Below are 26,964 nucleotides of genomic sequence, written 5' to 3' on the forward strand. Positions count from 1 at the left end.
ACATAGTCATATTTTGCGCAAGCACGACAATGGAATGCCGTTTGTCGGTGTCAGGCTGCGGCTAGCGGTTCCTGCTCGCAGTCGGGGGCAATGACGGTTTCTACTCTGGCGTCCGACCCCACGCGCCCGAGGCTTTCCCCGATGTCATTGCGCCCCACGCTTCCTCCCCTCGTTTCACTCTGCGCCGCCGTGTTGCTGGCCGGATGCGGTGGCGGTGGCGGCAGCGATGGCCTGGGCGGCTCGCCCGCCCCAACGCCTTCCGGCCCTACCCCGACTCCGCCACCACTGGCAGCGTCGTTCAAGCAGATCGACGACCCCCGGCCTGCGGTGGTCAACGACTGGCAAACCGCCTTGATCGAGAGCGAACGCGGTCGTGGCTGGGGCACGGTGCAGACGTTGCCGGTGGAAGGTCAGGTGGTCACACAGAACCCACCGGTATTCAGCTGGCCACTGCACCCTCCCAAAGCACCCAACCAAGTCTACGACTACGATCTGGAAGTCCGGTTTCCCGATGGCAACGTAAGACGCTATCCCGTTGCGACCAACTGGTTCCTGCCGCGTGAGCAGTTCGGTGCAGGTAGCTACACCTGGCGGGTAATCGGGCGCGGCCTTGAGGCTGGCGGCGCAGATGCTATCGGTGCATGGCGCCAGTTCAGCATCAGCGCCGACGCCCAGGCACTGTTCGACCCTGGGGCGCTGGTCACCGCAGCTTCCGATGCCAGCTGGTTTGCAGCCATCGCAGCCACTCCGCACCCGCGTGTGCTGACCGATGCCCGCCTGGACACATTGCGGCCATTCCTGTTCAACCAACGCAAAACAGTCTGGGATGCGATCGCTGCCCGCGTGGCGACGCAGGCGGTCGATCCAGCACAGGCCCCCCCCGCGTTGCCCGCGACCGCACAACTGACATCGGTGAGCGAAACGGAGCAGCGACGCATCGAAGAAGCTGCCCTGGTCTGGCGTGTCTGGCGCAGTTCGGCCAACGCCACCGAACAATCGGCCGCTGCCGTCGCGCTGGCCGATGCCAAGGCACGGCTGCTGAACCTGGCCAACTGGGACAACAACACCTTCACCGGACAGGACAGCGCGACCGACGTTGCGGTCCGTCATGTGCTGTGGGCGCTGACGCTCGGCTACGACCATCTCTCCACCAACTTGAGTAGCGGCGAACGCGACACGGTGGTACAAGCGATCGCGACCCGGGCCGGCCAGGTCCAGAGTCGCGCAATCGGCGCATTCCGCGCGCGCGAACGCATGCCGTTCGAAGCCCATTCGGCAGCCTCCCTGATCACGCTGGCCGGCGCGACCGCGGTCATGGCCGGCGATTCCGTGGGTGGCAACACGCAGTTCAGCCAGGCGCAGTTCGCACGGCTGGTGCCGCTGGCCTATGCATTCGGCCATCCGTGGGGCGGCGCAGACGGCGGCTACGGCAATGGCGGGGGGTATGGCGAATGGCTGATGGACAACAGCTTCGGCTATCTCGATGCGCTGCACGCGGTCACCGGAGCAAATCCGTATCGACTGCAGCAGATGCAGAACTATGCGAAATACCGGCTGTATGCGATTCCGTATGGCCGCCTACATGCACCGTTCGGTGACGGCGCAGTCATCGAGGGCTTCCAGGTGCCCTATTACGCCTACTGGCTGGCCACCCGCATTCCTGGCCAGGCCACGGCCTGGATGGCTGCCCAGCAACCGATTCGCGCCAATTTCGGTGGGCTGACGCGTACGTTGATGTCTCCAGCGATCGACCCGGCCACGGCGGCGGATCCCGGCATGAACAGCAGCAGCATGCTATTCGCCAGTACGGGCCAGGTCTCGATGCACAGCAGTCTGACCGATACCGCGCGCACCACGATTCATTTCAAGTCCAGCCCTTTTGGCTCAAGCAATCACAGCCATGCGGATCAGAATCACTTGGTCATCGGCAGCAAGGGCAAGGCCCTGCTTATCGACAGTGGCTACTACGACTCCTACCTGTCACCGCATGCCAAGGCCTGGTATCGACAGACCAAGGCACACAACGCAGTGACCTATGACGGCGGAACCGGGCAACGAACCGAAGCCAACGGCCAGTCCACCGATATTTCTGCGATGGGCCAGATCGTCGGGTATCACGACGGCGGCAATTTCACGATTGCGACCGGTGATGCGACACCTGCCTATGATCCGGCTGTCATCACACGCGCTCGACGCACCGTGCTCTACCTCAAGCCAGACCTGCTGCTGGTACACGATGATCTTGCCGCCAGCCGGGCAGTGCGCTGGGAGTGGAATTTCCACTCGCTCTATGCCCCCAATACCGCCGGTGGAGCGAGCAGCACGGTGAAAATCACCAACGGTGACGCCTCGCTGTGCATGCAGCAGATCGGTGTAGAGCGCTTTGATCGCCTGACCGTCATTGACCAATTCCCCGTCGATCCCGCCTTGGCGAGTTTCGCACCGCAATTCCATGGCACTTGGCAGACCAGCAGTGCCAGGAACGCGCTGCAAAGCCTGGTGTTGATCGATGTCGGTTGCAAGGGTACGACCACACCGACAGTAGCCCAGACCAGCGCGGGCTTGTTGCTCGAACTGCAGGGCCGCCAGTTCCTGTTCCGTCCCGGCCTGCTGCCGGCCTATTCAACGAACTGAGTGCATTACCGAATACCGGATCGCTGCCACCGCCCGTCCTCCCGCTCGCCCAGCGCCCCGGAATTGTCATGCCGCGCTGCGAACGTACGCAGCTGATCAATCGTATTACCGCTGTACACCGGCTTCACAACAGGAATTGCCATGCTTTTGTCTTCTCTTCGTCGTGCCAGCCTGCTACCCCTGCTGACCGCCGCCTGCTGGCTTCCCACGGCAGCCGAAGCGGCCTTCACCCCCATCAAGGCAATCGCTGAGCCGGTTTCCCGCGATTGGCTGGATACCCTCACTGAACAGCAACGCGCGGATGGCGTTGCTGTCATGCCGATCCGGCCTGCACCGGGGCAAAGCGTCACCCAGAACCCGCCGGCGTTCTCCTGGCCGCTGCACAAGCTGCGCACTGCCACGCAGGCCATCAACTACAAGCTGCAGATCCGCTTTCCGGATGGCAGCGTGCGCACGCATTACCTCAACACCAACTGGTACCTGGCCCGGGAGCATTACCCGGCAGGCAGCTATCGCTGGCGCGTCACCGGCGGCTTCATGGGCGAGAACGGTACCCACGACTACGGCACCTGGCGTAGCTTCGCCATTGCCAGCAAGGCACAGGATGTATTCGATCCGGGCAAACTTGTCGACGCAAAAACCGATGCGGCCTGGTTCAAGGCGGTCGTAGCAACGCCGCATCCTCGTATCGTGACGGAGGCGTATCTGGACCAGCTGCGGCCCTACATCCTGGGTGAACGCCGTGCGGCTTGGGATGCGCTGGTCGGCCGGGTGCGGCAGCAGGTGGAACTCAACAGCCCCAGCAGCCAGCCCGCAGACAGCGCCCTCAAAACGGTGACCGAAGTCGAAGAAACCCGGATGGAAGATGCCATTCTGGTCTGGCGCATGTGGCGCAGCTCCGGGGTAAGCACCGAGCGTCAGCTCGCGAACGATGCCCTCGCCGATGCCAAGTCCCGGCTCTTGCAGCTGATGCGCTGGGATACCGTGAAGCTCGATGGGCGGGACAGCAACACCGATATCCCCGTACGCAATCTGCTGTGGACGCTCACGCTGGGTTACGACCACCTCTATAGCGCGCTATCCAGTAGCGAGCGCGATGCGTTGCTTCGTGCAATCGCAGTCCGCGCCAAGCAGGCCCAGGATAGAGTGATTGGCCCATTCCGCGCGCTGGAGCGCATGCCGCTGGATTCGCACGCCACCGCGTCGCTGGTGGCGCTGGCCGCCACAACGGCAGTGATGGCAGGGGATGGCGGCAACGATGTCACCCAGTTCAACCAGAGCCAGTTCGCCCGGCTGGTGCCATTTGCCTACACTTTCATTCACCCGTGGGGCGCCGCCGACGGCGCTCACGGCAACGGTGGCGGTTACGCCGAATGGTTCATGGACGAGAATTTCCCGTACCTCGACGCCCTGCATGCAGTAACCGGCGCCAATCCATATCGGCTGCAGCAGATGCGCAACTATGCCATCTACCGGCTTTACTCCATTCCCTACGGCAAATTGCACGCGCCATTTGGCGACGGCGCGGTGATCGAGGGCTACCAGGTCAACTATTACGCTTACTGGTTGGCTACTCGGATGCCCGGCCCCGCCACCAACTGGATGGCCACCGTCCTGCCGGTCAATGGCAAGCACGACCCGCTGTCACGCACCCTGCTCTCACCGCCAGTTTCACCACCCAAGACGGCCTCACCCGGGCGCTCGACCTCAGCGGCGTATTTCCCGAGTACCGGCCAAGTTTCGATGCACAGCAGCTTGACTGATCCGGATCGCACCACCATCCACTTCAAGTCCAGCGCCTTCGGCTCGGTGAACCATAGCCACGCTGATCAGAACCATTTCATCGTCGGCAGTCAGGGCAAGGCCTTGCTGATCGACAGTGGCTACTACGACTACTACCTGTCGCCGCATGGCAAGGCTTGGTATCGGCAGACCAAAGCGCATAACGCCATCACCTACGATGGCGGCACCGGCCAACGCACGGCCATCGAGAAACTGCCGACCGATTATTCGGCCACGGGTCGGATCACCGGGTATCAGGATGGCGGCGATTTTGTCATGGTCACTGGCGATGCGTCGGCGGCCTACGATGCCGATACAGTCACCCGCGCAGTTCGCAGCCTCGTCTATATCAAGCCTGGCCTCATCCTGGTACACGACGATCTGCTGGCCAAACGCCCGATCCGCTGGGAGTGGAATTTCCACTCGCTCAATGCACCACTGATCACTGGCGGTGCGCTCGGCAGCGTGAAGCTCGTCAACGAGACCGCCACCTTGTGTATGCGGCAGATCGGCGGCAACCGGTTCGACGCATTGAGTGTGACCGACCAGTTTCCGGTCAACCCCGTCAAATCGAACTTCAAACCGCAATTCCATGGCACTTGGCGTGCCAACACGGCACGGCAGCAGCACCAGAGCCTGATGCTGATCGACGTCGGCTGCCAGCTCACGCGCATTCCGACCGCAGTACACGACGGCGTCTATATCACTGTCACCGTGGACGGCCGCTCGTTCCGTTTCGCACCCAACACGCTCCCGTCCTACACGGCGCAGTAAGGAAGCTGACTCGAAGCGCCACAGGGTTTGTGGCGCTTCGGTTCGCCGATATACTTGCCGCCGTTGCCAACGCACCCCTCGAGGAACAGATGGATATCAGCAAGATCCCCGCCGGCAAGAACCTGCCGGAAGACTTCAACGTCATCATCGAAATCCCGGCCAATGCCCCGCCGATCAAGTACGAATTCGACAAGGAAGCCGGCGCCATCGTCGTCGACCGCTTCGTTGGCACCTCGATGTCCTATCCGATGAACTACGGCTTCGTGCCGCACACGCTGTCGCTCGATGGTGATCCAACCGACGTGCTGGTGCACACCCCGTTCCCGCTCGCTCCCGGCATGGTGATCCGCTGCCGTGCCATCGGCGTGCTGGGTATGGAAGACGAGTCGGGCCTGGATGCCAAGGTCATCGCCGTGCCGGTCGAGAAGATCTGCCCGATGTACAAGCACATCCAGAAGCTGGAAGACCTGCCGGAGCTGCTGCTGGCCCAGATCAAGCATTACTTCGAGCACTACAAGGACCTGGAAAAGGGCAAGTGGGTAAAGGTGACCGGCTGGGCCGACAAGGCCGCTGCGGAAGCAGAGATCATGGCAAGCTTCGAGCGCGCCAAGAACGCCTGATCGCCAAGCGCCCAACAAAAAACCCGCGACTGGTCGCGGGTTTTTTGTTGGTTCAGCCAATCCGACCTCAGGGCGGGCTCGACTGCAAAACCGATGAAGTGTGGTGCGAGCGGAGAGACTCGAACTCTCACGCCTTGCGGCGCTGGAACCTAAATCCAGTGCGTCTACCAATTCCGCCACGCTCGCACTGCGCTGCCATGCTGGCGTCGCAAAGGAGAGCGATTATAGGGGAAAGCCGGCTGCGCGCCAAACCCACCAGCGCACCGGGCAATCCAGCTGCACGGCGCAGCTTCTGCCGCCCTGACCGCAAGCTTTATGCGATACTCCAACCTCCTTTCAAGCCTGCCTTGATCCTCGTGAGCACAGCCCCGTCGTCCCCTCTGCTGCGTCTCGTTCTCGATGGCCCAGTCGCCGAAGCGACCACACTGACCTGGCTCACGCCGGCAGGTGGCGCGCTCGACAGCGGTCGCGGCACCGTGGCGGACTTGCCGTCCGCCGCCCATCTCGCCCTACTGATCCCCCCCACGCGCCTGAGCCAGCATGTGGTGGCGCTGCCCAAGCAGCCGCCGGCCCGCTTGCGTGCGCTGCTGCCGCTGGCGCTGGAAGACCGGTTGCTGGCCCCGGCAGCATCGCAATGGTTCGGCCTGCATCCGCTGGGCGATGGCCAATGGCGGGTGCAGGTAGTCGAACGGGCCTGGCTGGCTGGCTGGATCGAACTGTTGCGCACGCATGGGCATGTGGTCGATGGCGCCTACGCACTCTCCGATCTGATCGAAACGACGCCTGGAACGTGGCAACAGCTCACCCTGCCCGATGGCAACGTGCTGTTGCTGGACCCGGGCGGCGAAGCTGTGTGCCCCCCTCCGGATCTGGTCGCAACGCTGGTGGGCCAGACGCCGGTCGCCACATTGGCAATCGAGGCGCTCGCCGCTGTGCTGCTGCCGGAGCACAACCTGCTGCAGGCCGAGTTCGCTCCCCGGCCAGCTTGGCAATTCGACTGGAAGGCATGGCGCCGCCCTGCGGTGCTGGCCGGCGCCTTGCTGATCCTGCTCACCGTGCTCAACATTGCCGACTGGTGGCAGCTGTCGCGCCGGGCAGAAGCACTCAAACGCGAGATGCGCCAGACCTTTGCCGCCGCACTGCCGGGCGTACCTGTGGTCGATCCGGTGCTGCAGCTGCAGAGCCGGCTACGCGAAGCAGGCGTGAACGAAGGCGGCAATGCCGGCGGTGATCGCCTTGCCGGCTTGCTGCGGCGCCTCGATCAAACGGGCGGCGCATTGCAGCTGGACGCATTGCGCTATACGGATGGTCAACTGGAGCTGGCGATCAAGGGCGATGCCACCGCAGTGAAATCGCAACTCGACGCCGCCGGCATACCCGCCCAACTGGCCCAAGGTTCCAGCGGCCCTCTACTGCGTGTGCAAGCCCAGCCATGAATGCCCTGCAACTGAAACTCGTGTCCTTCTGGCGCGAGCGCAACCCGCGCGAACGCCTGTTCCTCGCCGTCTGCGGTGTGGTGCTGCTGATCGCGCTCTATTACGCGGTACTGTGGGCACCGGCCAGCAGCGGCCGTGACCGACTGGGTCGGCAAGTGCCACAGCTGGAAGCCCAACTGGCCCAGATGCAGCGCCAGATCACCCAACTGAAGGCGGCGGGCAACACACGCAGCAGTAGCGGCGATCTGCGCGGCAGCGTGCAGGATGCCATCACCCAATCCGGCATCACCGCAGAATTACGGCCACTCTCTGCGGAAACACTGCAGGTGGTGATCCCCAGCGCACCGTTTGCGCAATTGCTCGCATTGCTGGACGGTTTGCAAGGCACGGGGCGCATCGCCAAGCTGGAGGTCAAGGCAGCCGGTGGAGCCGGCATCGTCACTGCGACGCTGGAGCTGCAGCGATGAAGTGGCGCATGTCCAAGCTGCGCTGGCTGATTGTTGGCCTGGTGATGGTATTCGCCATCGTGCGCTTGCCGGTCGCGCTGTTCAGCGGCTTCGTGCCCAAGCCCTGGCAGCTGGGGCTGGTCGATGGCTCTGTCTGGCACGGCCGTGTAGGCCAGGTCGGTGTGAACGGCATGCAGCTGCTGTCGGACGTGCGCTGGTCCTGGCTGCCATCGGCACTGCTGCGTGGTCAGCTCGCCTGGCAAGTCACTACACGAGACCGCGACCAGCAGGGCCGGGCGCGTATTGCAGTCGGCTTCGGCGGACTGCAAGCCGAACAGGTGGCGCTGCGTCTACCCGCCGCGCCACTGTTCACGCTCGACAAGCGACTGGCGTCGGTACAGCTCGGTGGCGACCTACAGATCGACGCACCACGGCTAACGTTGCAGGATTGGACTGGCGTGCAGCTGCAATTCCTACGCGCCCACTCGCTGGTCACCCCGCAGGTCAATCCGTTTGGCGACTATCGCGTCGCCCTCGGCAAACAGGGGCAAACGCCGACTTGGCAGATCACACCCATCGGCGGCGCGCTGGCCATCAGCGGTAGTGGCCAGATCGATCCACAGAAAGGGCCGCAAGGCGCCCTCACCTTTACCCCGGCCGAAGCCCAGGCAGCGCAATTTGCGCCGCTGATGAACCTGATCGGTGGTAGTGGTCCCTCGCGCACCATGCGCCTGGGTGGCCAATAACGAAATGTCTTACCCGAGGACCCAGCAATGAAAAAAATCGAAGCCATCATCAAGCCCTTCAAGCTGGACGAAGTCCGCGAGGCCTTGTCCGACCTCGGCATTTCCGGCCTTACCGTCTGTGACGTCAAGGGCTTCGGCCGCCAGAAAGGCCATACCGAGCTCTACCGCGGCGCGGAATACGTGGTCGACTTCCTGCCCAAGACCAAGGTGGAAGTGGTGATCAGCGACGACAAGGTCGACGCAGTGATCGAAGCCATCGTCAAAGCTGCACACACCGGCAAGATCGGCGACGGCAAGATCTTCGTCACCCCGGTCGAGCACGTGGTGCGTATCCGTACCGGCGAGACCAACGAGGAAGCGATCTGAGGCATCCCGCTCCGTCGTGAAAAACCCGGCCTAGCGCCGGGTTTTTCGTTGCTCAATCGAGCAAGGGGCAATCGACCGGCAAATGGCACTTGATCGCGCCAGTCTCGACCTCCACGCGGAAGCGCGTTCCTGCCAGCGGCTCGCCGTCGAGGTTCAGATGGATTTCGTTGGGCGTTTCCAGCATGAGCCAGGGCAGGCGCGCCTGGACAACACTCTCGGCATCCTCACCGTCGATCAGGCGTGACAGCAACGCCGGCAGCAGCTCATCGCCAGCAAGGATGCGCAGATCCAGCAGGCCGTTGTTCAGCCGGGCCTCCGGGCACAAGCGATGTCCGCCACCGGCCTGGCATCCATTGCCAATGGCCAACACCAGAAACTGCCCTTCCCAGGCAAAGTCAGGGCCGGTAATGCGGCCATGGTCCGGCTGGATGGTGCCAAAGCGGCGCAGCCCGGTGAGCAGGTAGGCAAGCCCGCCGAGCACCGCCTTTTGCTCTTCGGGGGTTTCCACCGTCAATTGCGTGCCAAAGCCGCCGGTCGCCATATTGAGAAAGGCGCGGTCGTTGACGCGCACCGCATCGATCGCACTTGGCTGCGTGGTCAGTGCAAGATCAAGCGCAGCGGGGATGTCGAGCGGAATGCCGCAGCCGCGAGCAAAATCGTTGGCGGTGCCCATGGGTACGATGCCCAGCGCTGGCCGCTGTTCAATGGGAAGCGCAAGCAAGGCGGTGGTGAGCTCGTTGACAGTGCCATCGCCACCGCCCGCGATCACCGTGCTGGCGCCGGCGGCCGCAGCCTCGGCCACGTAGCGCGCGGCGTCACCGGCTTCCCAAGTCACGCGCACAGCCAAATCGGCGCCATGCTGGCGTGCGGACTCAATGGCGGCGCGCAGCTCGGCGTTGTCTGCCGCCTTGCCGTTAAGGATAAGGAACACGGTATCAGGCATCACAATCCAGAGGCAGAAACGGACAATCAGCCTAGCATGGGCCATAGGCCGCGCTGGCGGCAGAAATACTCAGAACTCCTGCGGATCGACATCCAGCGCCCAGCGCACGCCGCGCGGCGCGGCTTCGGCGTAGTGGGTGGCGAGCAGGCGCAGCGCGGCCTGCAGCGGCGGGCGGGCATCGGCGCTAATCACCGCGTGCGCGCGCTCCCAGCCGGCCTTGCGTGCCATCGCAGCGGGTACCGGCGTAGCGACGTGCACCGGGTAGTCCGACAGCAGGCCGGCCGCCTCGCGCAGGAAATCGAGCGCGCCCGCCAGCTGTTTGGCCTCGGCGCGCAGCACGGCCCAGGCGGCATAGGGCGGCAAGGCGAGTGAGCGGCGCTCGGCCAGCTGGGCATCGGCAAACGCGGCGTAATCACCGGCGACGAGAGCGTGGTAGAACGGGTGCTCGGCATACATGCTCTGGATCAGCACGCGACCAGGCGTACCGGCTCGCCCTGCCCGGCCCGCCACCTGCAACAGCTGGGCAAACAGCCGCTCTTCGGCGCGGAAATCGACGCTGAAAAGCCCTGTGTCGGCATTGAGCACCACCACCAGCTGCAGGCCAGGGAAATCGTGGCCCTTGGCCATCATTTGCGTACCGACCAGAATATCGGCCTCGCCCGCATGCACCTGGCGCAGCATCTCGCCGAGTGCTCCCTTGCGACGGGTGCTGTCACGGTCGATACGCAGCACGTTGGCATCGGGAAACAACTCACCCAACGCCGCCTCGACTCGCTGGGTGCCATGCCCCAGCGGCTTGAGGTCATGGTTGCCGCAGTCCGGACAGGCCTGCGGCACGCGGATGTCGTAGCCGCAATGGTGGCACCGCAGCCGCCGCTCGGCCAGATGCAGCACCAGCCGCGCCGCGCAGTGCTTGCAGCTCGATATCCAGCCGCATTCATGGCACGACAATACCGGCGCATAGCCACGCCGGTTGATGAACACCAGTACCTGCCCGCGAACAGCCAGCGTGTTACGCATCGCTGCCAGCACATAGTCAGAGAAACCATCGACCATGCGAGCGCGCTGGATCGGCACCAGCTCGATCTTAGGCGGCATGGCACCGTTCACCGCGCGCTGGCGTAGCGCCAACAATCGATAGCGGCGCTCCTCCGCGTTCCGCCAGCTTTCCAGGCTGGGCGTGGCCGAGCCCAGCAGGATCGGCACATCGCGCAGCCGCGCGCGATAGACCGCCGCATCGCGCGCCGAATAGCGAAAGCCCTCCGCCTGGCGGTAAGACGGGTCGTGCTCTTCGTCCACCACCACCAGCCCCAACCGCGGCATCGGCGTGAACACCGCCAGCCGCGTGCCAAGCACGATGCCGGCACGCCCCTCCCCCGCAGCCAGCCAACCCTTCACCCGCTCCCCGTCGGCAAGACCGCTGTGCAGGCTGACGATGTGCTCGTCGGGAAAGCGGGCACGGAACCGGGCTTCCAGTTGTGGCGTGAGATTGATCTCGGGCACCAGCACCAGTGCCTGGCGACCGGCAGCACGGATGGCGGCAATCGCCTGCAGGTAGACCTCGGTCTTGCCGCTGCCGGTGATGCCGTACAGCAGCATCGGGCTGTAGCCTTGTGCTGCGTTGATCGCGGCGACGGCGGAGGCCTGCTCGTCATTCAGCGCGGGGCTCGCGGTCGGTGTGCATTGTGGCGCGACCGCCGGCTGGCGCGTCTGCACAACCAGGCCGTGGTCCAGCCAGTCACGCACCCAGCGCATCGCATCCCCCGCCACCGCACGGATCGCCTCGACAGCCTGCGGTTGTGCCAGCTGCAGCGCCAGTGCGCGCTGCTTGTGGGCGCGCGGCGACAGCGCGGCCAGCAATGCTTCGGTATCCGGCGCCACGTAGGCCATTGCCGCTTCGAAACCCGGCCAAGGCTGGGCCTGGCGGAATGCGCCGGGAATCGCCGCCGCGAACACGGCGCCGATCGGGTAGGCATAGTAGTCGGCGCAGAAGCGGCACAGCGCAATCACGTCATCCGGCAGTGCCGGCATGTCGCGAGGAACGGCTTCAACCGCGCGCAACTTGGCCACCTGCGGCGGATCACCATGCACGGCGAGCACGATGCCAGAGAGCGTCTGCCTGCCGAATGGCACGACCACCCGTTCGCCGATGTTCACCTCGCCCTGCAGCAGCAGATAGTCGAAGCACTGTGGCAACGGCACGTCGAGCGCCACGCTGACATAACGCTCAGTCAGCATCGCGGGGCTCCGTGAAGCACCCACTGATGGGAAAAACAGAAGTGAATCGGCGCGAAAACAGGCATGGGCAGCAGCTACATCAGCGTATCAACAACTACCCACAACTCTTGTGGATAAGTTTGTGAGCAATCTGGCGATATGTGGCCCGATACCCAGTATTTTCAAGGCGAAGGCTAGATTGCCTATTTTTTAAACCAGCAAATAAATCATTTTAAAATCAATGACTTACTTTTTTACCCTCAACGCCTCGCATTTTTGCGCTCAGCGCTTGACAAGGGCACAAACCGCTGCACGATGTTGTGCATAACTTACAAGCGACAGCGATAGCCTCACACTAACTTTCAGGCCTAAGCACTTGTTTTTCGGCGTTTTACTCGCTTGCCGCGTGGTAAGGCTTCGACCGCGCGTGAACGGCAGCCACCAAGGCAGCCACATGCTCGGGTGGCGTGAATTGGTTGATGCCATGGCCCAAATTGAACACATGACCGCTACCCTGGCCAAAACTTGCCAGCAGGCGGCCTACTTCCGCCTCGATCGCCACCGGCTTGGCAAACAGTGCATTGGGGTCGAAATTGCCCTGCAACGCGACGCGATCACCAATGCGCGCACGCGCCTGCGCCAAGTCGACGGTCCAATCCAGGCCCACCGCGTCGCAGCCGGTGGCAGCGATGTCTTCCAGCCACAGCCCGCCGCCTTTAGTGAACACGATCACCGGTACGCGGCGCCCGTCCGCCTCGCGGGTGAGCCCTTCGACGATGCGGCGCATATAGGCGAGCGAGAATGCCTGGTACTTGCCATACGGCAGCGCGCCGCCCCAGGTATCGAAGATCTGCACCGCCTGGGCACCCGCCGCGATCTGCGCGTTCAGGTACTGTGTGACAGCAATGGCGTTGACCTCCAGCACCCGGTGCAGCAGTTCGGGCCGGTCGTACATCAGCTTCTTCACCCGGCGGAAATCGCTGGAGCTGCCGCCTTCGATCATGTAGCAGGCCAGCGTGAACGGGCTACCGGAAAAGCCGATCAGCGGCACACGGCCATTCAACGCGCGGCGGATACTGCTGACCGCATCGAACACGTATTGCAGCTCGGCCATGTCCGGCACGGCGAGTGCCTGGATCGCGGCCTCGTCCTGCAACGGCAGCTCGAACTTCGGGCCCTCGCCTTCGGCGAAATAGAGGCCCAGGCCCATCGCGTCCGGCACCGTCAGGATGTCGGAAAACAGGATGGCCGCATCGAGCGGAAAGCGCTCCAGCGGCTGCAGCGTCACCTCGGTGGCCAGCTCAGTGTTCTTGCACAACTGCAGAAAGGAGCCGGCCTGCTTGCGGGTGGCGCAGTACTCCGGCAGGTAGCGCCCGGCCTGGCGCATCAGCCAGACGGGGGTGTAGTCGGTGGGCTCGCGCAGCAGTGCGCGCAGGAAGTTATCGTTTTGCAGTACGGTCATGATGGTTCCGGGCCGCCGGGCTCGCCGGCGGCAAGTTCAGGCCAGCGCCCAACGGCCGTCGCCCAGGCAATCGAGGAAACGGGTATGGAACTGGCGTAGCGATGAGCGGTGGCCGACGCTGATCAGGATGGTGTTGGGCAGCGTATCGATCAAGGTCTGATACAGCGCAGATTCTGTCGGTTCATCGATGGACGACGTTGCCTCGTCCAGCACCAGCACAAGCGGCCGCTGCAACAGAGTCCGGGCCAACGCAATGCGCTGCTGCTCTCCAAGGCTAAGGATATGTGACCAGCTGTCTATATCTGCGAGTCGGCCCACGAGATGCGGCAAATGGACTTGCTCAAGCAGCCGGGCCAGCGTGGCATCGTCGGTATCGACTTCGCGGGGATAGCACAGCAGCTCTCGTAAACTGCCGAGCGGCATATACGGCCGCTGCGACAGGAACAGAGCGTCTGCAGGGTACGCAGTCTGGCCATCCGCATAGGGCCAGATACCGGCCAGTGTTCGTAGCAGCGTGCTTTTTCCTGTGCCGGACAAGCCCTGAACCAGTAGCCGGTCTCCTTGCTGGAGCTTGATTGAGAGGCCTTCCAACAACACCGTGCCGTTCGGTTTACGCACGACAAGCTCATTCGCGGCGAACTCCCGCGCCACTTCGACCGGCTCAATCACTGGAAGTACAGCCACTTGGCCCAAACCGCGTTCAAACAACGATAAGCGATCGATCACGGCCTTCCAGACCGCCAGCGAATTAAAGCTGGCAATCACGAATTCGAGCGAGTCGTATACCTTGCCAAAGGCATTGACGATCTGCATCAGGCCGCCGAGCTGGATTTCCTTGGCAAACAGACGGGGAGCTCCCACCAGCATGGGAAAAATGATCGCGAGCTGGCCCCAGAAATTGGTAAACCACGACAGACGCTTTTGCCTGCCGATGAGCGCCAAGGCGTTTTCAAGCACTCGAAGAAAGCGCGTCTTCAGCGTGGCAGCCTCCTGCGGCTCGCCTTCATACAAAGCAATCGACTCGGCATTCTCACGTACGCGGATCAGCGCAAAACGAAAATTGGCCTCGCGCCGTTGTTGTTCGAAATTGAGGCCAACCAACGGCTTGCCGATCCAAATCGAGATCCCGGTACCGATCGCGGCATAAATCAGCGCGACCCATAGCATATAGCCGGGGATTTCCCAAGTGCGTCCGGCCAATACGAAACTGAACGGTCCGGACAACGCCCAGAGGATGGATACAAAAGAAACAAAGGTGACGAAGGAGCGCAACAGACCCAGCGATAGCCCTAACGTCAGGCTCACGAATTGATCCACGTCCTCGGCAATCCGCTGGTCCGGGTTGTCGGTCTCGTGATCGGTCAGCTGCAAACGGTAGTAACCTTGCTTGTCGAGCCAACGCTGGGTGAAGTGCTCGGTCATCCAGCGGCGCCAGCGTATCTGTAGCAACTGCTGCAGATAATTGGCATAAACCGCGATGACGATATAGATCAGCGCCAGCCATGTGAACTTGACGATGGACTGCCAAAAGCCCTTGGCGTCGAGGTTTTGCAGCGTGTTGTAGAACACGTTGTACCAAGCATTGAACTGGACGTTCATGAACACGATGCCCAGGCTCAACCCGATCACCGCGGCCAGCAGCGACCATGCCCGCCACTTTTCTTCCGACACCCAGAACGGCTTGGCTAGCCGCCAGAAATTGTGGAACAGCTCGCGCTTGCTGATATCTTGTGCTTCGTCCATGCGCCCCCCTTTAGGACAACGGGCGATCAAGTCGCCCGTTGCGTTTTATCGCCATCGTACGCGGCTTACTTGCAAGGCTTCTGTGTCCAGCCCTTGCCGCCGCGGCGGCATTGCCAGTCCTGGCTGGCGCTGTCGACCACCCAGACTTCACCCTCAAACGACAGCGCGAACTTGAAGCGCTGCGCGGCAATGGCATCGTCCAGCAAGCCGCGCGTCTCGATCTCCAGCTTCACGTGCTGCACATCCTCGCCCTTCGATTGCTGGGCAATTCGCAGCTGTTGGTAGTTGGCGATGCCACGCTCATCGGCGATGCGGTCCTTCAGGTAGCGGAACGCCGCTTCCACCGGGGTCTGGCCGATTTCGCCGCGGTGGATCACTTGCCGCGCCGGCTTCACCGCTGCGGGCGCCGATGCATCCTCGGCGTGCGCCAGCAGCGGGAGCATGGCTACGGTCAATGCGAGGACGATACGCTTCATGCTTGTTCCTTGGCCCAAGAATCCTTGAGCGTGACGGTTCGGTTGAACACCGGCTTGGCACCCGGCTGATGATCGAAACGGTCGGTGACGAAGTAGCCAAGGCGCTCGAACTGATAGCGCGCCTCCGGCTTGGCGTCCTTTACGCAGGGTTCGACGAATGCAGTGATGGTCTTCAGCGATTCAGCATTGATGAACTGCTTGAAATCGACGTATTCACCGTCCTCGCCCCGCACCGCATCCGGGCGCGCCACGGTGAACAGGCGGTCATACAGCCGCACCTCGGCCTCGATCGCGTGCTCGGCCGAGATCCAGTGGATCACGCCCTTGACCTTGCGGCCGACCGGGTTCTGGCCCAGCGTCGCCGGATCGAGCGAGCACTTGAGCTCGACTACGTTGCCGGCGGCATCCTTCACCACCTCGTCGCACTTGATCACGTAGGAGTAGCGCAGCCGCACCTCGCCCCCCGGCGTCAGCCGCTGCCAGCCCGGCGGCGGTACTTCGGCGAAATCTTCGCGCTCGATGTAGATCGCCGGCGCAATCGGCACTTCGCGCTCGCCGAATTCCGGGTGATGCGGGTGGAACGGCGCGCTGCGCGAACTGGTCACGCCTGGCTCGAAGTTGGTCAGCGTGACCTTGATCGGATCAAGCACCGCGATCACGCGCGGGCTGGCTTCTTCCAGCGTTTCGCGCACCGCGCCTTCCAGCGACGAGAAATCGACCACGTTCGGCGTCTTCGACACCCCGGCCCGCTCGGCAAACAGGCGAATGCCCTCCGGGCTGTAACCACGGCGGCGCATGCCGCTGATGGTGGGCATGCGCGGGTCGTCCCAGCTACTGACCAGTTGTTCATCGACCAACTGCTTCAGCTTGCGCTTGGACGTAACGACGTACAGCGTTTCCAGCCGCGAGAATTCGATCTGCTGCGGGTGTTGCCCCAGGCTGATGTTGTCGAGCACCCAGTCGTACAACGGGCGGTGATCCTCGAATTCCAGCGTGCACAGGCTGTGGGTGATGCCTTCCAGCGCATCCGAGATGCAGTGGGTGTAGTCATACATCGGGTAAATGCACCAGCTATCGCCCGTCTTGATGTGGTGTGCGCGCTTGATGCGGTAGATCACCGGATCGCGCAGGTTCAGGTTGGGCGAGCCCATGTCGATCTTCAGGCGCAGCGTCTTGCTGCCGTCCGGGAACTCGCCGGCCTTCATCCGGCGGAACAGATCCAGGTTCTCGGCCACCGTGCGATCACGATACGGGCTGTTGCGACCCGGCTTGGCGAAGTCGCCACGATAGTCGCGCATTTCCTCGGCATTCAGCTCGCAGACAAAGGCCTTGCCGGCGCTGATCAGCTCTTCGGCATAGTCGTAGAGCTGCTGGAAGTAATCGGAGGCATGGCGTACCGCGCCGTCCCAGTCGAAACCCAGCCAGCGCACATCAGCCTCGATGGCGGCGGCGTACTCGTCTTCTTCCTTCTCCGGGTTGGTGTCGTCCATGCGCAGGTTGCAACGCCCCTGGTAGTCGAGCGCGATGCCGAAGTTGAGGCAGATCGACTTGGCATGGCCCACATGCAGGTAGCCATTGGGCTCGGGCGGAAAACGGGTGACGACGCCACTGCGTTTGCCCGAGGCGAGATCGCCATCGATGATGGTGCGAATGAAGTTGGACACGACCGGAGCGTGTTCAGCGGAAGGGTTCTTTGCCATGCGTGAATGAGGGATGGAAAGCCAAAGCGCGATTGTAGCGGAAAGGCCTGCCCGCTTGGGCGCCGCCGCCTGTCATGCGGAATGAATCAACGACAGCACCGCCTACTCCAAACGGTCAGCCCATTCGGGCTTCGAGGAGGTGCACGATGAAACTCGCTGACTATGGCCACCTGTTCACGTCCTACCACCAGGGCTGGGACGAGCTGAGGGCGGCCCACCCCGATCGCCAATCCGTGTTCTACCGCCTGGTCCTGCCGCTCTCGCTGCTACCGGCGCTGATGATCCTCTACGCAGGCTTCGCCAACGGCGCGCTGTATGCGCCTGCGCTGTCCGTCACCGGCTGGTTGCTAATAGCGGCCGTGTTCCTCGCTGCCGAGCTCGGCACGGTGACGCTGATGGGCTGGATCGTCCACCAGTTGACAGAGCGCCACATGGGCGAAGGCGACTACGACGGCAGCACGCTGTTGGCCGCCATCGCCGCAGTGCCGATGTGGCTGTCGTCGCTGACGCTGTTCGTACCGAGCCTGCCGTTCAACATCGCCTGCGCGGTGCTGGGCCTGATCGCCGCGTGCGCGCTGGTCTACCACGGCCTGCCGACCATGGTCGGCGAGCACGACAAGGAAGAGCTGCGCGATACCACCTATCTGGTGATGTGGTTCGGCGTCGGTGCCTGGGCCGTGCTCAGCATGCTGATCCTGCTGCTGATGCTGGCAGGCGACGGCAAATAGCCCGAACGAAAAAGGCGACCCAGGGTCGCCTTTTTCACTGCCGCCGTATTCCCGGATCAGAGGTCCTGTCCTTCCGGGATGCCGTCGTGCGCCCGCGCGGGCGGCAGGATCAGATTGAGCAAGATGGCAAGGATGCTGACGAGGCCAACACCAGCGAGGCTGAAATCGCCCAGCTTCAGCGTCAATCCGCCGATGCCGCAGGTGAGCACCACGGAGACGATCACCAGGTTGCGCGGGGCCATCAGGTCCACCTTGGCGTCGATCAACGTCTTGAGGCCGATGCTGGCGATGGTGCCGAACAGCAGCACCATGATGCCCCCCATGACCGGCAGCGGAATCGAGGTGAGGATGGCGTTGAACTTGCCGAAGAAAGCCAGGATCACCGCCAGCACCGCCGCCCAGCTCATGATCACCGCGTTGAAATTGCGGGTGATCATTAGCGCGCCAGTCACTTCGGAATAGGTGGTGATCGGCGGGCCGCCGACGAAGCCGGCAAAACATACGCCCACCCCATCACCAGACAACGTGCGATGCAGGCCTGGCTTGACCGTATAGTCCTGGCCGGTGACCTTGCCCACGGCCATCACCGCGCCGATGTGCTCGATGGTCGGCGCAATCGCCACCGGCAGCATGAACAGCGCCGCGGCCCAGTTCACTTCCGGCGACACCCAATGCGGGAAGGCGAACCACGGCGCTGTCGCCACACCGCTGACATCAACCACGCCCAGCACCGCTGCCGCGAGGTAGCCCGCGATCACACCGCACAGGATAGGCACGAGCCGCAGCATGCCGCCGGCGAACACCGCCACGATGATGGTGGTGGCCAGCGAAATGGCTGCTAGCAGCAAGGAAGTTTCGTACGGCACCAGCTGCTTGCCGCCGCCCTGCCCCATCGCCATGCCCGACGCCGCCACGGCCACCGACAGGCCGATCACCATGATCACCGGCCCGATCACCACCGGCGGCAATAGCTTGTTGATCAGCGCCATGCCGCGCCATTTGATGAGGCCAGCCACGACGAAATACATGGCGCCGGCCACCAGCAGGCCGAACTGCGTCGCGCCCTGGCCCCAAGTCTGCATGGCAACGATGATGGGACCGATGAAGGCAAACGACGAGCCGAGAAAGATCGGCACCTGCCGCCCTGTCAGCCACTGGAAGATCAGCGTGCCCACCCCCGCCCCCAGCAGCGCCATCGCCGGATTCAGCCCGGTGAGCAAGGGCACCAGCACCAAGGCACCGAAGGCGACGAACAGGATCTGCGCCCCCGAGATCGCCTGCTTCACGATTCCGAACATCTCAACTCCCCTTTTGTGAATTTGCTCAGGTGCGCGTCAATCAAGGCCGGCGCGAGTGCGGTCAGGGCAAGGAGCAGCAGCGCAGCCCTCCGCAATGGACATGCGGTCCATGAGGAAGGGCGAGCAGCGCACGACGCCGCCATGGCCACGCGCAGCCCGGACCTTTATTTGGTGCCGAAGATCTTGTCGCCGGCGTCCCCCAACCCTGGAATGATGTAACCGTGCTCGTTCAGATGGCTATCGAGCGACGCGGTATAGAGCTGCACATTCGGATGCGCTTCGGTCACGCGCTGCACGCCTTCCGGCGCGGCCACCATCACGATGGCCTTGATCTGCTGACAGCCCTTGCGCTTGAGCATATCAATGGTCGCCACCATCGAGCCGCCGGTGGCCAGCATCGGATCGATGATCAGCGCCAGCCGGTCGTCGAGCCGGTCGACGAACTTCTCGAAATAGGGCTCGGGCTGCAGTGTTTCGTGGTTGCGAGCCAAGCCCACCACGCTGATCTTGGCCGATGGCACCAGATCGAGCACGCCATTGAGCATGCCGAGCCCCGCGCGCAGGATGGGCACCACAGTCAGCTTCTTGCCCTTGATCTTCTGCACTGCAACCGGCCCACACCAGCCGGTGATGGTCTTGTTTTCCAGCGCCAGATCGCGGGTGGCCTCATAGGCCAGCAGGCGTGCCAGCTCCTCGGTCAGCAGGCGGAACTTGTTGGTGCTGATATCGGCTTCGCGCAGCAAGGCGAGCTTGTGCTGGACCAACGGGTGGTCGACGACGGTGACAGTCATGGGGCGATCTCTGGAATGAGGCTAAACCCTCGCATTCTAGTCATCGCCCGACATCGCGCCATTGGCGAAAATCAGTAAACGCAATCCATCAATGCGGACGCGGGCGCGGCCGGATGCGCGGCTTGCGATCCGGGTCACCATAGACATTGTTGAGATTGGATGGCCGGCAAAACTCCGGATCACGGTCCGGATTGTCGACGCTGCAGTTCTCCGTCATCGGCAGGTCGGGATCGACCTTTGGATCGTCAGGCTCGATCACAGGAGCGGGCGCTGGCGTCGGGGTGGGCGTCGGAAGGATACGCATGCTGGCCGGTGGCGTCGGCGTGGGGCGCAGCCCTTCCACCTCCGATACGCTGCCTGGCTTGAACTCGAGCCGAGTCCCGCCACACGGCGCATCCGAGTAGACCACCGCCCCATCGCTGCCGCGGCATTTGTAGACCTCGGCCGCGGCTGTAGTTGGCAGCACCAGCAAAAAAGCCAGCAACACATGCATCTTCATGCTCACCTCCACCGCACAGACCGCATATCCCACCTTCCGTTCGCCCGGTTTGAGCGCGCCGTAGTCCTCACCCTAGCATTGCTTACAAACAAGGCTGACTCGTATTGCGCGAGCACCGCAGACCAGCGGCGCCGCGCGGTCAGTTCCCCCTGCGAGAAGAGAGATGAGCCCACTGCCGCTGCTTGATCCGCAACGCGTCGCCGCGTTGGAGAACGATGCCCACGCGCGCCCCACGCTGTATCGTACCCGCACCGCGATGGTGGCGGCGGCCGGCTACGCCACGGTGGCCGGCTTGCTGCTGGTGGGATTCACGGTGCTGATCATGGGCGCGCTGGAGAGCCGCGTCGTGATGGCGGTGTCCGGTCTCGCCTTCATGCTCGGCGGCTTCTATGTGGTGCTGGGCTGCCTCAGCCAGCAGACTGAACCGCCGTCCGGACGCACCATCACCGCCAATGAGGCACCCGAGCTGTTCCGCACGCTGGACAAAATTCGCCGCAAGACCGGTGCGCCAGCACCCGCTGCCGTGATCGTCGACGATGCCTACCGCGCCGCGCTGGTGGAGCAAGCCCGCTTCGGCCCGTTCGGCGGCTACCGCCACTACATCGTGATCGGCCTGCCGCTGCTGCTGTCGCTCTCGTCCAGCGAACTCGCCGCCATGCTCACCATGGAGCACGGGCGCTTCTGTGCCCGCCAAGGCCGGTTTGCCATCTGGGTATGCCGGCTTCGCCGATTGTGGAACCAGCTCTACAGCAACCTGCAGCAAGAGAATGGTGTGCTCGGCGAATTCGTCGCCCGCTTCTACCTGTGGTACATCCCGCATTTCCAGGCCTACGCGCTGACCTTCGCCCGCGAGCAGGAAGCGCGCGCCACCGAGCGCGCCGCCGCCGTGATCGGCAGCCATGCCACCGCCAGCGCACTCACCAAGCTCACGCTGTTTGGCCGCTTCCATGACGAACACTACTGGCCAGCCTACTGGCGCCAAGCCGACCATCGCGCCGATCCGCCCTGCGGGCCGTACGCCGGCCTGGCCGAAGGCTATCGCCAGGGAGAACGCATCTGGCGCAGCAGCCGCTGGCTGAAGGAAGCACTGGCGCGCAAACCTGAATACGACGACCCCGATCCGGGCCTGAGCCAGCGGCTGGCGCAGCTCTCGCAGGAAGCCCGGCCCACGGCCTGGCCGCGCCAGAGCGCCGGGGAAAAGTGGCTGGGTGTCACCCTGGGCAAGCTGGTCGCCGAATTCGACCGCGAATGGCTGGCGCTCAACCGCCAGCACTGGCAGGCGCGCTTCCGCACTGCCCGCCAGGAGGACAGCGAACTCGCCACACTGCGCCTGATCAGTCCCGACACGCTGGAAAACCATCAGTTGTGGCGTCTGGCCGAGCTCACGCACGCCCGACACGGCAGTGCCGAGGCCCGGCCGCTGGTAGAGCGGGTGCTGACGCGCCAGCCCGAGCACCTCAAGGCACGTTTCCTTCAGGGCCGTCTGCTGCTCGAAGCGGGCGAGGAGCGCGGTCTTGACATGCTGGAAGAGGCAATGAAGCAGGACCAGCAGAGCGTCGACGAGGGCATGGGCTATTGCGAGCGCTACCTCGTCAAGCGCGGCCGTCGCCACGACGTCGACGCATTGTGGGCTCGCCTCGGCCACTACCACGGCTGGGTGGACGCAGCCTGAACGTTGCGCACGGCACTGGCGCATCGCCGCCGGTGCCGTATAATGCGGCAGCAAACACCGCGATCCGAAGCAATGGCCCAGCCCCGACCAGGGCGGCCATGAGATCGCAAACCTACGTTTCCAGTCCGTAATTCAAACATCGATGGTCGCCAGACTGGCGCCTGCTATCAGGCACGCGGCCATCCAGACGGAATATTTATGTCCTTTTCTTCTCTCGGCTTGAGCGAGGCGCTGGTCCGCGCCGTCACCGAACTCGGATACACCGAACCCACACCTATCCAGATGCAGGCCATCCCCGCCATTCTTGGCGGCGGCGACCTGATGGCCGGCGCGCAGACCGGCACCGGCAAGACTGCTGGCTTTACCCTGCCGCTGCTGCAGCGTCTCTCCGAGCATCCTCGTGAAGGCGAACCGAAGATCCGCGCACTGATCCTGACACCGACGCGCGAGCTCGCCGCGCAGGTCGAGGAAAGCGTGCGCAACTACGGCAAGCACGTCAAACTCAAATCGATGGTGATGTTCGGCGGCGTGTCGATCAATCCGCAGATCGAGAAGCTGAAAAAACGGGTCGATATCCTCGTCGCCACGCCCGGACGCCTGCTCGATCACGTGTCGCAAGGCACCATCGATCTCTCCGCCATCGAAATCCTGGTGCTGGACGAAGCCGACCGCATGCTGGACATGGGCTTTATCCATGACATCAAGAAGGTGCTGGCCCTGCTGCCGGAAAAACGGCAGAACCTGCTGTTCTCCGCCACCTTCTCCGACGAGATCAAGGAGCTGGCCGATCGCCTGCTCGACAATCCCGCGCTGATCGAAGTGGCACGCCGCAACGCCACCGCCGAGACCATCGCGCAGAAGATCTACCTGGTCGACCGCGACAAGAAGCGCCAGCTGCTGGCGCATCTGATCAAGGAACACAGCTGGTTCCAGGTGCTGGTGTTCACGCGCACCAAGCACGGTGCCAACCGTCTGGCCGAGCAGTTGGCCAAGGACGACATCCCGTCGCTGGCGATCCACGGCAACAAGAGCCAGGGCGCTCGCACCCGCGCGCTGTCCGAGTTCAAGGCCGGCACGCTGCAGGTGCTGGTGGCCACCGACATCGCTGCGCGCGGCATCGACATCGACGAGCTGCCGCACGTGGTGAACTACGAGCTGCCTAACGTCTCCGAGGATTACGTGCACCGCATCGGCCGCACCGGCCGCGCCGGCGCCGAGGGCGAGGCGATCTCGCTGGTCTGCGTCGACGAATTCAAGCTGCTCACCGACATCGAGAGGCTGATCAAACGCGAACTGCCGCGCGTCACGGTCGAGGGCTTCGAGCCCGACCTCACCGTCAAGCCCGAGCCGATCCAGAACGGCCGCAGCGGCGGTGGCGCCCAGCGCCAGGGCGGTCGCGGCCAGCGTCAAGGTCAAGGCCAACCGCGTCCGCAAGGTGAAGCACGCCAGGGCGGCGGCCAAGGCCAAGGTCAGAAGCAAGGCCAGCAGGACGGTCAGCGTCGCCAGGGTCAAGGTCAAGGCCAAGGACAGGGCCAGAAGCAAGGGCAGAAGCAGCGCCAGGGCCAAGGTCAGCCGCAGGGCCAAGGCAACCGGCAGCAACGCCAGGGACAAGGTCAAGGCCAAGGTCAGCAACAAGGCAAGCAACGCCGTGCCGGCCAAAACCCGAACCAGCAACAGTCCAAGGGGAATGTGGCGCCGCGCCAGCAGGACAGCTCGGTGTGGGACGAGCGCCAGCCCAGCAGCAACGAAAACACCCCGGTTGCAGCGCTGTTCGGTGCACCGCCGCGCCGCAGCGGCGGTCGCCACCACTGAAACCGGATTGACCGGTAACCTGCGCCCGGTCTTCGAACCGGGCGCGTTCGTTGACCAGGAGCCATCGTGCGCTACGAACACATCATCCAGATCAACGACCTGAACGACACGGTGGCCGTCCCGATGACGCTCGAAGCCCTCTGGCAGGGCCTGCTGCATCGCGCCCGCCAGCCGCAGGATTTCCTGGAGCACATTGAAGGCGTGACGGTACACAACGAGGGCGACGGCTACTTCGAGCGGGAGGTCGATTTCGGTACGTTGCGCGTGGTCGATCACGTCACGCTCATACCGCGCAAACGCATCCATTTCGCCACCCAGGCCAGCGAGCACCACGGCGCAAGCAGCCTGACCGTCACCATCGAAGAGCCGGAAAGTGGTTCGCTGTTCGTGCGCTTCGCTTACGACACCGCCCTGCCCGAGCAGGCGATGAGCGATCGGGAAGACGGCTACTACGCCGAATACGTGAAATCAGCGTATCGCGAGGCCGACATCGACGCGATCCGTCGCATCCGCGAGCTGTTCCAGCAAGGTCAGCTGCACTGAGCTACACATCAACCGCCGTTCGGGCCGGCTGGCACAGCTTGCCACATCGGCCACCAGCCGCCCTCCTCCGCCAACTCGGCGGCCACCGCCACGCCGGGTAGCGCGGCAAGCTCACCGTTCAGATAAAGCAGCGGTGTCTGGGTGCGTAGCCACGGCGGCAGCCCTGCCTCCTGGCAAAGCTGCTTGAGCGCTCGGCTCGGCCCGCCCGGTCGCGCGCGCAGGCGTTCGCCGCCGCTACGCGGCCTGAGTTCGAGCCCACCCTGCACCAACAACGACTCACGCAAGCCCCAGCCCCGCTGCCAGCGCAGCACGCCCCCTTCAAGTGGAACCTTCTGCAAGGGCAGGAATGGGCAGGACTGCATCGCCGCAGCTGGCACGCCGTCCGGCGCCACATACAACGCACCCCGATAGCTGCGCAGCATAAGGCCGTGCCAGTGCCAGCACAGCGACTCGGTGCCGCGCTGCTGCCAGAGCGCATCGAACGCCCGCTTGTCCGGCCGGGCACCGAGCTGCTGCAACCAGCTGCGCAGCGCATGGCGTGCCCGCAGTTCGCCCAACAGCGCCGCACGATGCAGATCCAGTCCACCCGCTTCATTCAGGCAAGCCGCGACATCCTGCCGGCCATACTCGCCGAGCAGCGCCTCGGCTTCGGCGGCATGGCGGGCCGCCCGCGCCAGGCCTTCGTCGACTCCCGGGAAACGCTGGCGCAGCACCGGCATGGCGACAAGGCGCAGATAATTGCGGTCGTAAGCCGGATCGGCATTGCTATCGTCGTCGACCCAATCCAGCACATGCACTGCGGCGTACGCCGCCAGCACGGCACGCGGCACATCGAGCAAGGGACGCAGCAGATCGAGCCCTGGCTGCAACGACCGCAATATCGGCATAGCCGCAATACCGGCAAGACCCGCGCCACGCACGACATTGAACAGCACGGTTTCGGCCTGATCATCGCGATGCTGGGCCAGCACCACCGCATCAGCCACCACCGCGGCGAACTCGGCATAGCGCGCAGCGCGCGCGCCCGCTTCAATACCGACCCCCGCTGCATCCACCGTCACCCGCCGTACCGTGCACGGCACAGCGAGCGAGCCGGCAAAGTCGACGGCAAAGCGCGCCCAGTCATCAGCCTTGGCGGAGAGACCGTGATGGACATGCAAAGCAGACAGGGAAAAACCGAACGCGTCGCGCAGCGAGGCCAGAAGGTGCAGCAGGACGACGGAATCGAGCCCGCCGGAGAGGCCGACGCAGAGGCGCCGGCAGTGCGGATGGCCCGCCAGGACGGCGGCCACCCGGTGGGCCAGATCAGGCTGCGGCAACTTCCTTGAACTTGCCATGGCCCATCAGGCGCTCGAAGCGGCTATCGAGTAGCTCGTCGACCGATTTTTCCTGCAAGGGCTTGAGTGCATCGGTAATGGCCTTCTTCATCGAGGCCATCATCTGCGCGTGATTGCGATGCGCGCCGCCAACCGGCTCGTTGATCACCTTGTCGATCAGGCCCAGCGTCTTCAAGCGCGACGCGGTAATGCCCATGGCCTCGGCGGCATCGGGCGCCTTCTCGGCGGTCTTCCACAGGATGGAGGCGCAGCCTTCGGGCGAGATCACCGAATAGGTCGAGTACTGCAGCATCATCACGGTATCGGCCACGGCAATGGCGAGCGCCCCGCCCGAGCCACCTTCGCCGATCACGGTGGCGACAATGGGCACACGCAGCTTGGCCATTTCAAAGAGGTTGCGGCCGATCGCCTCGGATTGGCCGCGCTCCTCGGCACCGATGCCGGGATAGGCACCCGGCGTATCGATGAAAGTGAGCACCGGCAGGTTGAATTTCTCGGCCAGCTTCATCAGGCGCAGCGCCTTGCGATACCCCTCGGGGCGCGGCATGCCGAAATTGCGATACTGGCGATCCTTGGTATCCCGCCCCTTCTGGTGGCCGATCACCACCACGCTCTGCCCGTTGAAACGGGCCAGGCCACCGACGATGGCCGGATCATCGGCATAGGCACGATCACCGTGCAGCTCTTCGAAATCGGTGCACAGCGCCTTGATGTAGTCGAGCGTATACGGCCGTTGCGGATGGCGTGCCACCTGCGAGATCTGCGCGGCGGTGAGCTTGCCGTAGATGCTCTTGGTCAGCTCCTGGCTTTTCTTTTCCAGGTGACCGATCTCGACCGAGATATCGACGGCCGAATCGTCCTGGACGAAGCGCAGTTCTTCGATCTTGTCCTCGAGCTCCGCAATGGGCTGCTCGAAATCCAGAAAAGTGGTCTTCATGC

At 63.7% G+C, this 26,964-nt stretch carries 22 protein-coding genes and 1 tRNA gene; 11 read left to right on the top strand and 12 right to left on the bottom strand.

Features of this window, described 5'->3' with window-relative positions; all coding sequences use genetic code 11:
• Window positions 1-189 precede the first annotated feature (189 nt).
• From FLM21_RS14555 to ppa, 3 genes are all read left to right on the top strand, one after another.
• Window positions 190-2,634, top strand: a complete 2,445-nt coding sequence (locus FLM21_RS14555; protein WP_187359918.1) for a heparinase II/III domain-containing protein — start codon at window positions 190-192, stop codon at window positions 2,632-2,634.
• A 141-nt stretch (window positions 2,635-2,775) separates the two neighbouring features.
• Window positions 2,776-5,190: a heparinase II/III domain-containing protein gene (locus tag FLM21_RS14560; RefSeq protein ID WP_148716264.1), complete on the top strand. Its 2,415-nt coding sequence runs from the start codon at window positions 2,776-2,778 to the stop codon at window positions 5,188-5,190.
• Window positions 5,191-5,279: 89 nt separating this feature from the next.
• Window positions 5,280-5,810 (top strand): inorganic diphosphatase, encoded by a 531-nt coding sequence (gene ppa / locus FLM21_RS14565; protein WP_148716265.1) that lies wholly within the window; start codon window positions 5,280-5,282, stop codon window positions 5,808-5,810.
• A 101-nt stretch (window positions 5,811-5,911) separates the two neighbouring features.
• On the opposite strand, the gene FLM21_RS14570 is transcribed toward ppa, so the two are convergent.
• Window positions 5,912-5,996 (bottom strand) — tRNA-Leu (locus FLM21_RS14570).
• Between the two features lie 170 nt (window positions 5,997-6,166).
• Here FLM21_RS14570 and gspL point away from each other — a divergent pair.
• Genes gspL through FLM21_RS14590 form a run of 4 tightly spaced genes read left to right on the top strand, consistent with a single transcriptional unit; the run spans window position 6,167 to window position 8,804 of the window.
• A complete protein-coding gene (gene gspL, locus FLM21_RS14575; RefSeq protein ID WP_187359919.1) occupies window positions 6,167-7,246 on the top strand; it encodes a type II secretion system protein GspL in 1,080 nt (359 codons plus the stop codon).
• Window positions 7,243-7,713: a type II secretion system protein M gene (locus tag FLM21_RS14580; RefSeq protein WP_148716267.1), complete on the top strand. Its 471-nt coding sequence runs from the start codon at window positions 7,243-7,245 to the stop codon at window positions 7,711-7,713. Before gspL ends, FLM21_RS14580 begins: the two co-directional genes overlap by 4 nt.
• Complete coding sequence (locus FLM21_RS14585) at window positions 7,710-8,438, top strand: type II secretion system protein N (protein ID WP_148716268.1); 729 nt, start codon at window positions 7,710-7,712, stop codon at window positions 8,436-8,438. The genes FLM21_RS14580 and FLM21_RS14585 overlap by 4 nt, the downstream gene beginning before the upstream one ends.
• Window positions 8,439-8,465: 27 nt before the next feature.
• A complete protein-coding gene (locus tag FLM21_RS14590) occupies window positions 8,466-8,804 on the top strand; it encodes a P-II family nitrogen regulator (RefSeq protein ID WP_148716269.1) in 339 nt (112 codons plus the stop codon).
• A 52-nt stretch (window positions 8,805-8,856) separates the two neighbouring features.
• On the opposite strand, the gene yegS is transcribed toward FLM21_RS14590, so the two are convergent.
• The 6 genes from yegS to FLM21_RS14620 all read right to left on the bottom strand — a co-directional run bounded on the left by yegS (window position 8,857) and on the right by FLM21_RS14620 (window position 17,345).
• Entirely contained in the window at window positions 8,857-9,747 is an 891-nt protein-coding gene (yegS, locus tag FLM21_RS14595; protein WP_148716270.1) for a lipid kinase YegS, read from the bottom strand.
• Between the two features lie 69 nt (window positions 9,748-9,816).
• Window positions 9,817-11,985 (bottom strand): primosomal protein N', encoded by a 2,169-nt coding sequence (locus FLM21_RS14600; protein WP_148716271.1) that lies wholly within the window; start codon window positions 11,983-11,985, stop codon window positions 9,817-9,819.
• 370 nt (window positions 11,986-12,355) lie between these two features.
• Complete coding sequence (hemE, locus tag FLM21_RS14605) at window positions 12,356-13,426, bottom strand: uroporphyrinogen decarboxylase (RefSeq protein WP_148716272.1); 1,071 nt, start codon at window positions 13,424-13,426, stop codon at window positions 12,356-12,358.
• Between the two features lie 36 nt (window positions 13,427-13,462).
• On the bottom strand, window positions 13,463-15,169 hold the full coding sequence (locus tag FLM21_RS14610; RefSeq protein ID WP_148716273.1) for an ABC transporter ATP-binding protein/permease: 1,707 nt from the start codon (window positions 15,167-15,169) through the stop codon (window positions 13,463-13,465).
• A gap of 65 nt (window positions 15,170-15,234) precedes the next feature.
• Window positions 15,235-15,645: a hypothetical protein gene (locus FLM21_RS14615; protein ID WP_148716274.1), complete on the bottom strand. Its 411-nt coding sequence runs from the start codon at window positions 15,643-15,645 to the stop codon at window positions 15,235-15,237.
• Window positions 15,642-17,345, bottom strand: coding sequence for a glutamine--tRNA ligase/YqeY domain fusion protein (locus FLM21_RS14620; protein WP_148716275.1), 1,704 nt, complete (start codon window positions 17,343-17,345; stop codon window positions 15,642-15,644). Before FLM21_RS14620 ends, FLM21_RS14615 begins: the two co-directional genes overlap by 4 nt.
• A gap of 146 nt (window positions 17,346-17,491) precedes the next feature.
• Here FLM21_RS14620 and FLM21_RS14625 point away from each other — a divergent pair, with 146 nt between their 5' ends.
• A complete protein-coding gene (locus FLM21_RS14625; protein WP_187359920.1) occupies window positions 17,492-18,073 on the top strand; it encodes a Yip1 family protein in 582 nt (193 codons plus the stop codon).
• 56 nt (window positions 18,074-18,129) lie between these two features.
• Here the strand turns inward: FLM21_RS14625 and FLM21_RS14630 are convergent, their stop codons facing one another.
• The 3 genes from FLM21_RS14630 to FLM21_RS14640 all read right to left on the bottom strand — a co-directional run bounded on the left by FLM21_RS14630 (window position 18,130) and on the right by FLM21_RS14640 (window position 20,661).
• Window positions 18,130-19,371, bottom strand: a complete 1,242-nt coding sequence (locus tag FLM21_RS14630) for a uracil-xanthine permease family protein (RefSeq protein ID WP_148716277.1) — start codon at window positions 19,369-19,371, stop codon at window positions 18,130-18,132.
• Window positions 19,372-19,535: 164 nt separating this feature from the next.
• Window positions 19,536-20,162, bottom strand: a complete 627-nt coding sequence (gene upp, locus FLM21_RS14635; protein ID WP_148716278.1) for a uracil phosphoribosyltransferase — start codon at window positions 20,160-20,162, stop codon at window positions 19,536-19,538.
• An 88-nt stretch (window positions 20,163-20,250) separates the two neighbouring features.
• A complete protein-coding gene (locus tag FLM21_RS14640) occupies window positions 20,251-20,661 on the bottom strand; it encodes a DUF4124 domain-containing protein (RefSeq protein WP_148716279.1) in 411 nt (136 codons plus the stop codon).
• A 163-nt stretch (window positions 20,662-20,824) separates the two neighbouring features.
• Here FLM21_RS14640 and FLM21_RS14645 point away from each other — a divergent pair, with 163 nt between their 5' ends.
• The 3 genes from FLM21_RS14645 to FLM21_RS14655 all read left to right on the top strand — a co-directional run bounded on the left by FLM21_RS14645 (window position 20,825) and on the right by FLM21_RS14655 (window position 24,688).
• Window positions 20,825-22,333 carry a M48 family metalloprotease gene (locus FLM21_RS14645; protein ID WP_148716280.1) on the top strand — a complete coding sequence of 503 codons (1,509 nt, stop codon included), beginning with the start codon at window positions 20,825-20,827 and terminating at the stop codon, window positions 22,331-22,333.
• Window positions 22,334-22,531: 198 nt separating this feature from the next.
• Window positions 22,532-24,145: a DEAD/DEAH box helicase gene (locus FLM21_RS14650; protein WP_148716281.1), complete on the top strand. Its 1,614-nt coding sequence runs from the start codon at window positions 22,532-22,534 to the stop codon at window positions 24,143-24,145.
• Window positions 24,146-24,211: 66 nt separating this feature from the next.
• A complete protein-coding gene (locus FLM21_RS14655) occupies window positions 24,212-24,688 on the top strand; it encodes an SRPBCC family protein (RefSeq protein WP_148716282.1) in 477 nt (158 codons plus the stop codon).
• 8 nt (window positions 24,689-24,696) lie between these two features.
• Here the strand turns inward: FLM21_RS14655 and tilS are convergent, their stop codons facing one another.
• The gene (tilS, locus tag FLM21_RS14660) at window positions 24,697-26,025 is read right to left on the bottom strand and encodes a tRNA lysidine(34) synthetase TilS (RefSeq protein ID WP_148716283.1); all 1,329 of its coding nucleotides are present in this window, start codon (window positions 26,023-26,025) and stop codon (window positions 24,697-24,699) included.
• Complete coding sequence (locus FLM21_RS14665; RefSeq protein WP_148716284.1) at window positions 25,994-26,962, bottom strand: acetyl-CoA carboxylase carboxyltransferase subunit alpha; 969 nt, start codon at window positions 26,960-26,962, stop codon at window positions 25,994-25,996. Before FLM21_RS14665 ends, tilS begins: the two co-directional genes overlap by 32 nt.
• Window positions 26,963-26,964: the final 2 nt, after the last annotated feature.

This window comes from Chitinolyticbacter meiyuanensis (assembly GCF_008033135.1).
GTDB lineage: Bacteria > Pseudomonadota > Gammaproteobacteria > Burkholderiales > Chitinibacteraceae > Chitinolyticbacter > Chitinolyticbacter meiyuanensis.

Coding starts and splice junctions, on each gene's coding strand:
- FLM21_RS14625 (WP_187359920.1), top strand. CDS start 17,492: ATGAAACTCGCTGACTATGGCCACCTGTTCACGTCCTACCACCAGGGC.
- FLM21_RS14645 (WP_148716280.1), top strand. CDS start 20,825: ATGAGCCCACTGCCGCTGCTTGATCCGCAACGCGTCGCCGCGTTGGAG.
- FLM21_RS14650 (WP_148716281.1), top strand. CDS start 22,532: ATGTCCTTTTCTTCTCTCGGCTTGAGCGAGGCGCTGGTCCGCGCCGTC.
- hemE (WP_148716272.1), bottom strand. CDS start 13,426: ATGACCGTACTGCAAAACGATAACTTCCTGCGCGCACTGCTGCGCGAG.
- FLM21_RS14580 (WP_148716267.1), top strand. CDS start 7,243: ATGAATGCCCTGCAACTGAAACTCGTGTCCTTCTGGCGCGAGCGCAAC.
- FLM21_RS14585 (WP_148716268.1), top strand. CDS start 7,710: ATGAAGTGGCGCATGTCCAAGCTGCGCTGGCTGATTGTTGGCCTGGTG.
- FLM21_RS14665 (WP_148716284.1), bottom strand. CDS start 26,962: ATGAAGACCACTTTTCTGGATTTCGAGCAGCCCATTGCGGAGCTCGAG.
- FLM21_RS14590 (WP_148716269.1), top strand. CDS start 8,466: ATGAAAAAAATCGAAGCCATCATCAAGCCCTTCAAGCTGGACGAAGTC.
- FLM21_RS14640 (WP_148716279.1), bottom strand. CDS start 20,661: ATGAAGATGCATGTGTTGCTGGCTTTTTTGCTGGTGCTGCCAACTACA.
- FLM21_RS14600 (WP_148716271.1), bottom strand. CDS start 11,985: ATGCTGACTGAGCGTTATGTCAGCGTGGCGCTCGACGTGCCGTTGCCA.
- FLM21_RS14620 (WP_148716275.1), bottom strand. CDS start 17,345: ATGGCAAAGAACCCTTCCGCTGAACACGCTCCGGTCGTGTCCAACTTC.
- tilS (WP_148716283.1), bottom strand. CDS start 26,025: ATGGCAAGTTCAAGGAAGTTGCCGCAGCCTGATCTGGCCCACCGGGTG.
- FLM21_RS14560 (WP_148716264.1), top strand. CDS start 2,776: ATGCTTTTGTCTTCTCTTCGTCGTGCCAGCCTGCTACCCCTGCTGACC.
- yegS (WP_148716270.1), bottom strand. CDS start 9,747: ATGCCTGATACCGTGTTCCTTATCCTTAACGGCAAGGCGGCAGACAAC.
- FLM21_RS14610 (WP_148716273.1), bottom strand. CDS start 15,169: ATGGACGAAGCACAAGATATCAGCAAGCGCGAGCTGTTCCACAATTTC.
- FLM21_RS14630 (WP_148716277.1), bottom strand. CDS start 19,371: ATGTTCGGAATCGTGAAGCAGGCGATCTCGGGGGCGCAGATCCTGTTC.
- upp (WP_148716278.1), bottom strand. CDS start 20,162: ATGACTGTCACCGTCGTCGACCACCCGTTGGTCCAGCACAAGCTCGCC.
- FLM21_RS14615 (WP_148716274.1), bottom strand. CDS start 15,645: ATGAAGCGTATCGTCCTCGCATTGACCGTAGCCATGCTCCCGCTGCTG.
- ppa (WP_148716265.1), top strand. CDS start 5,280: ATGGATATCAGCAAGATCCCCGCCGGCAAGAACCTGCCGGAAGACTTC.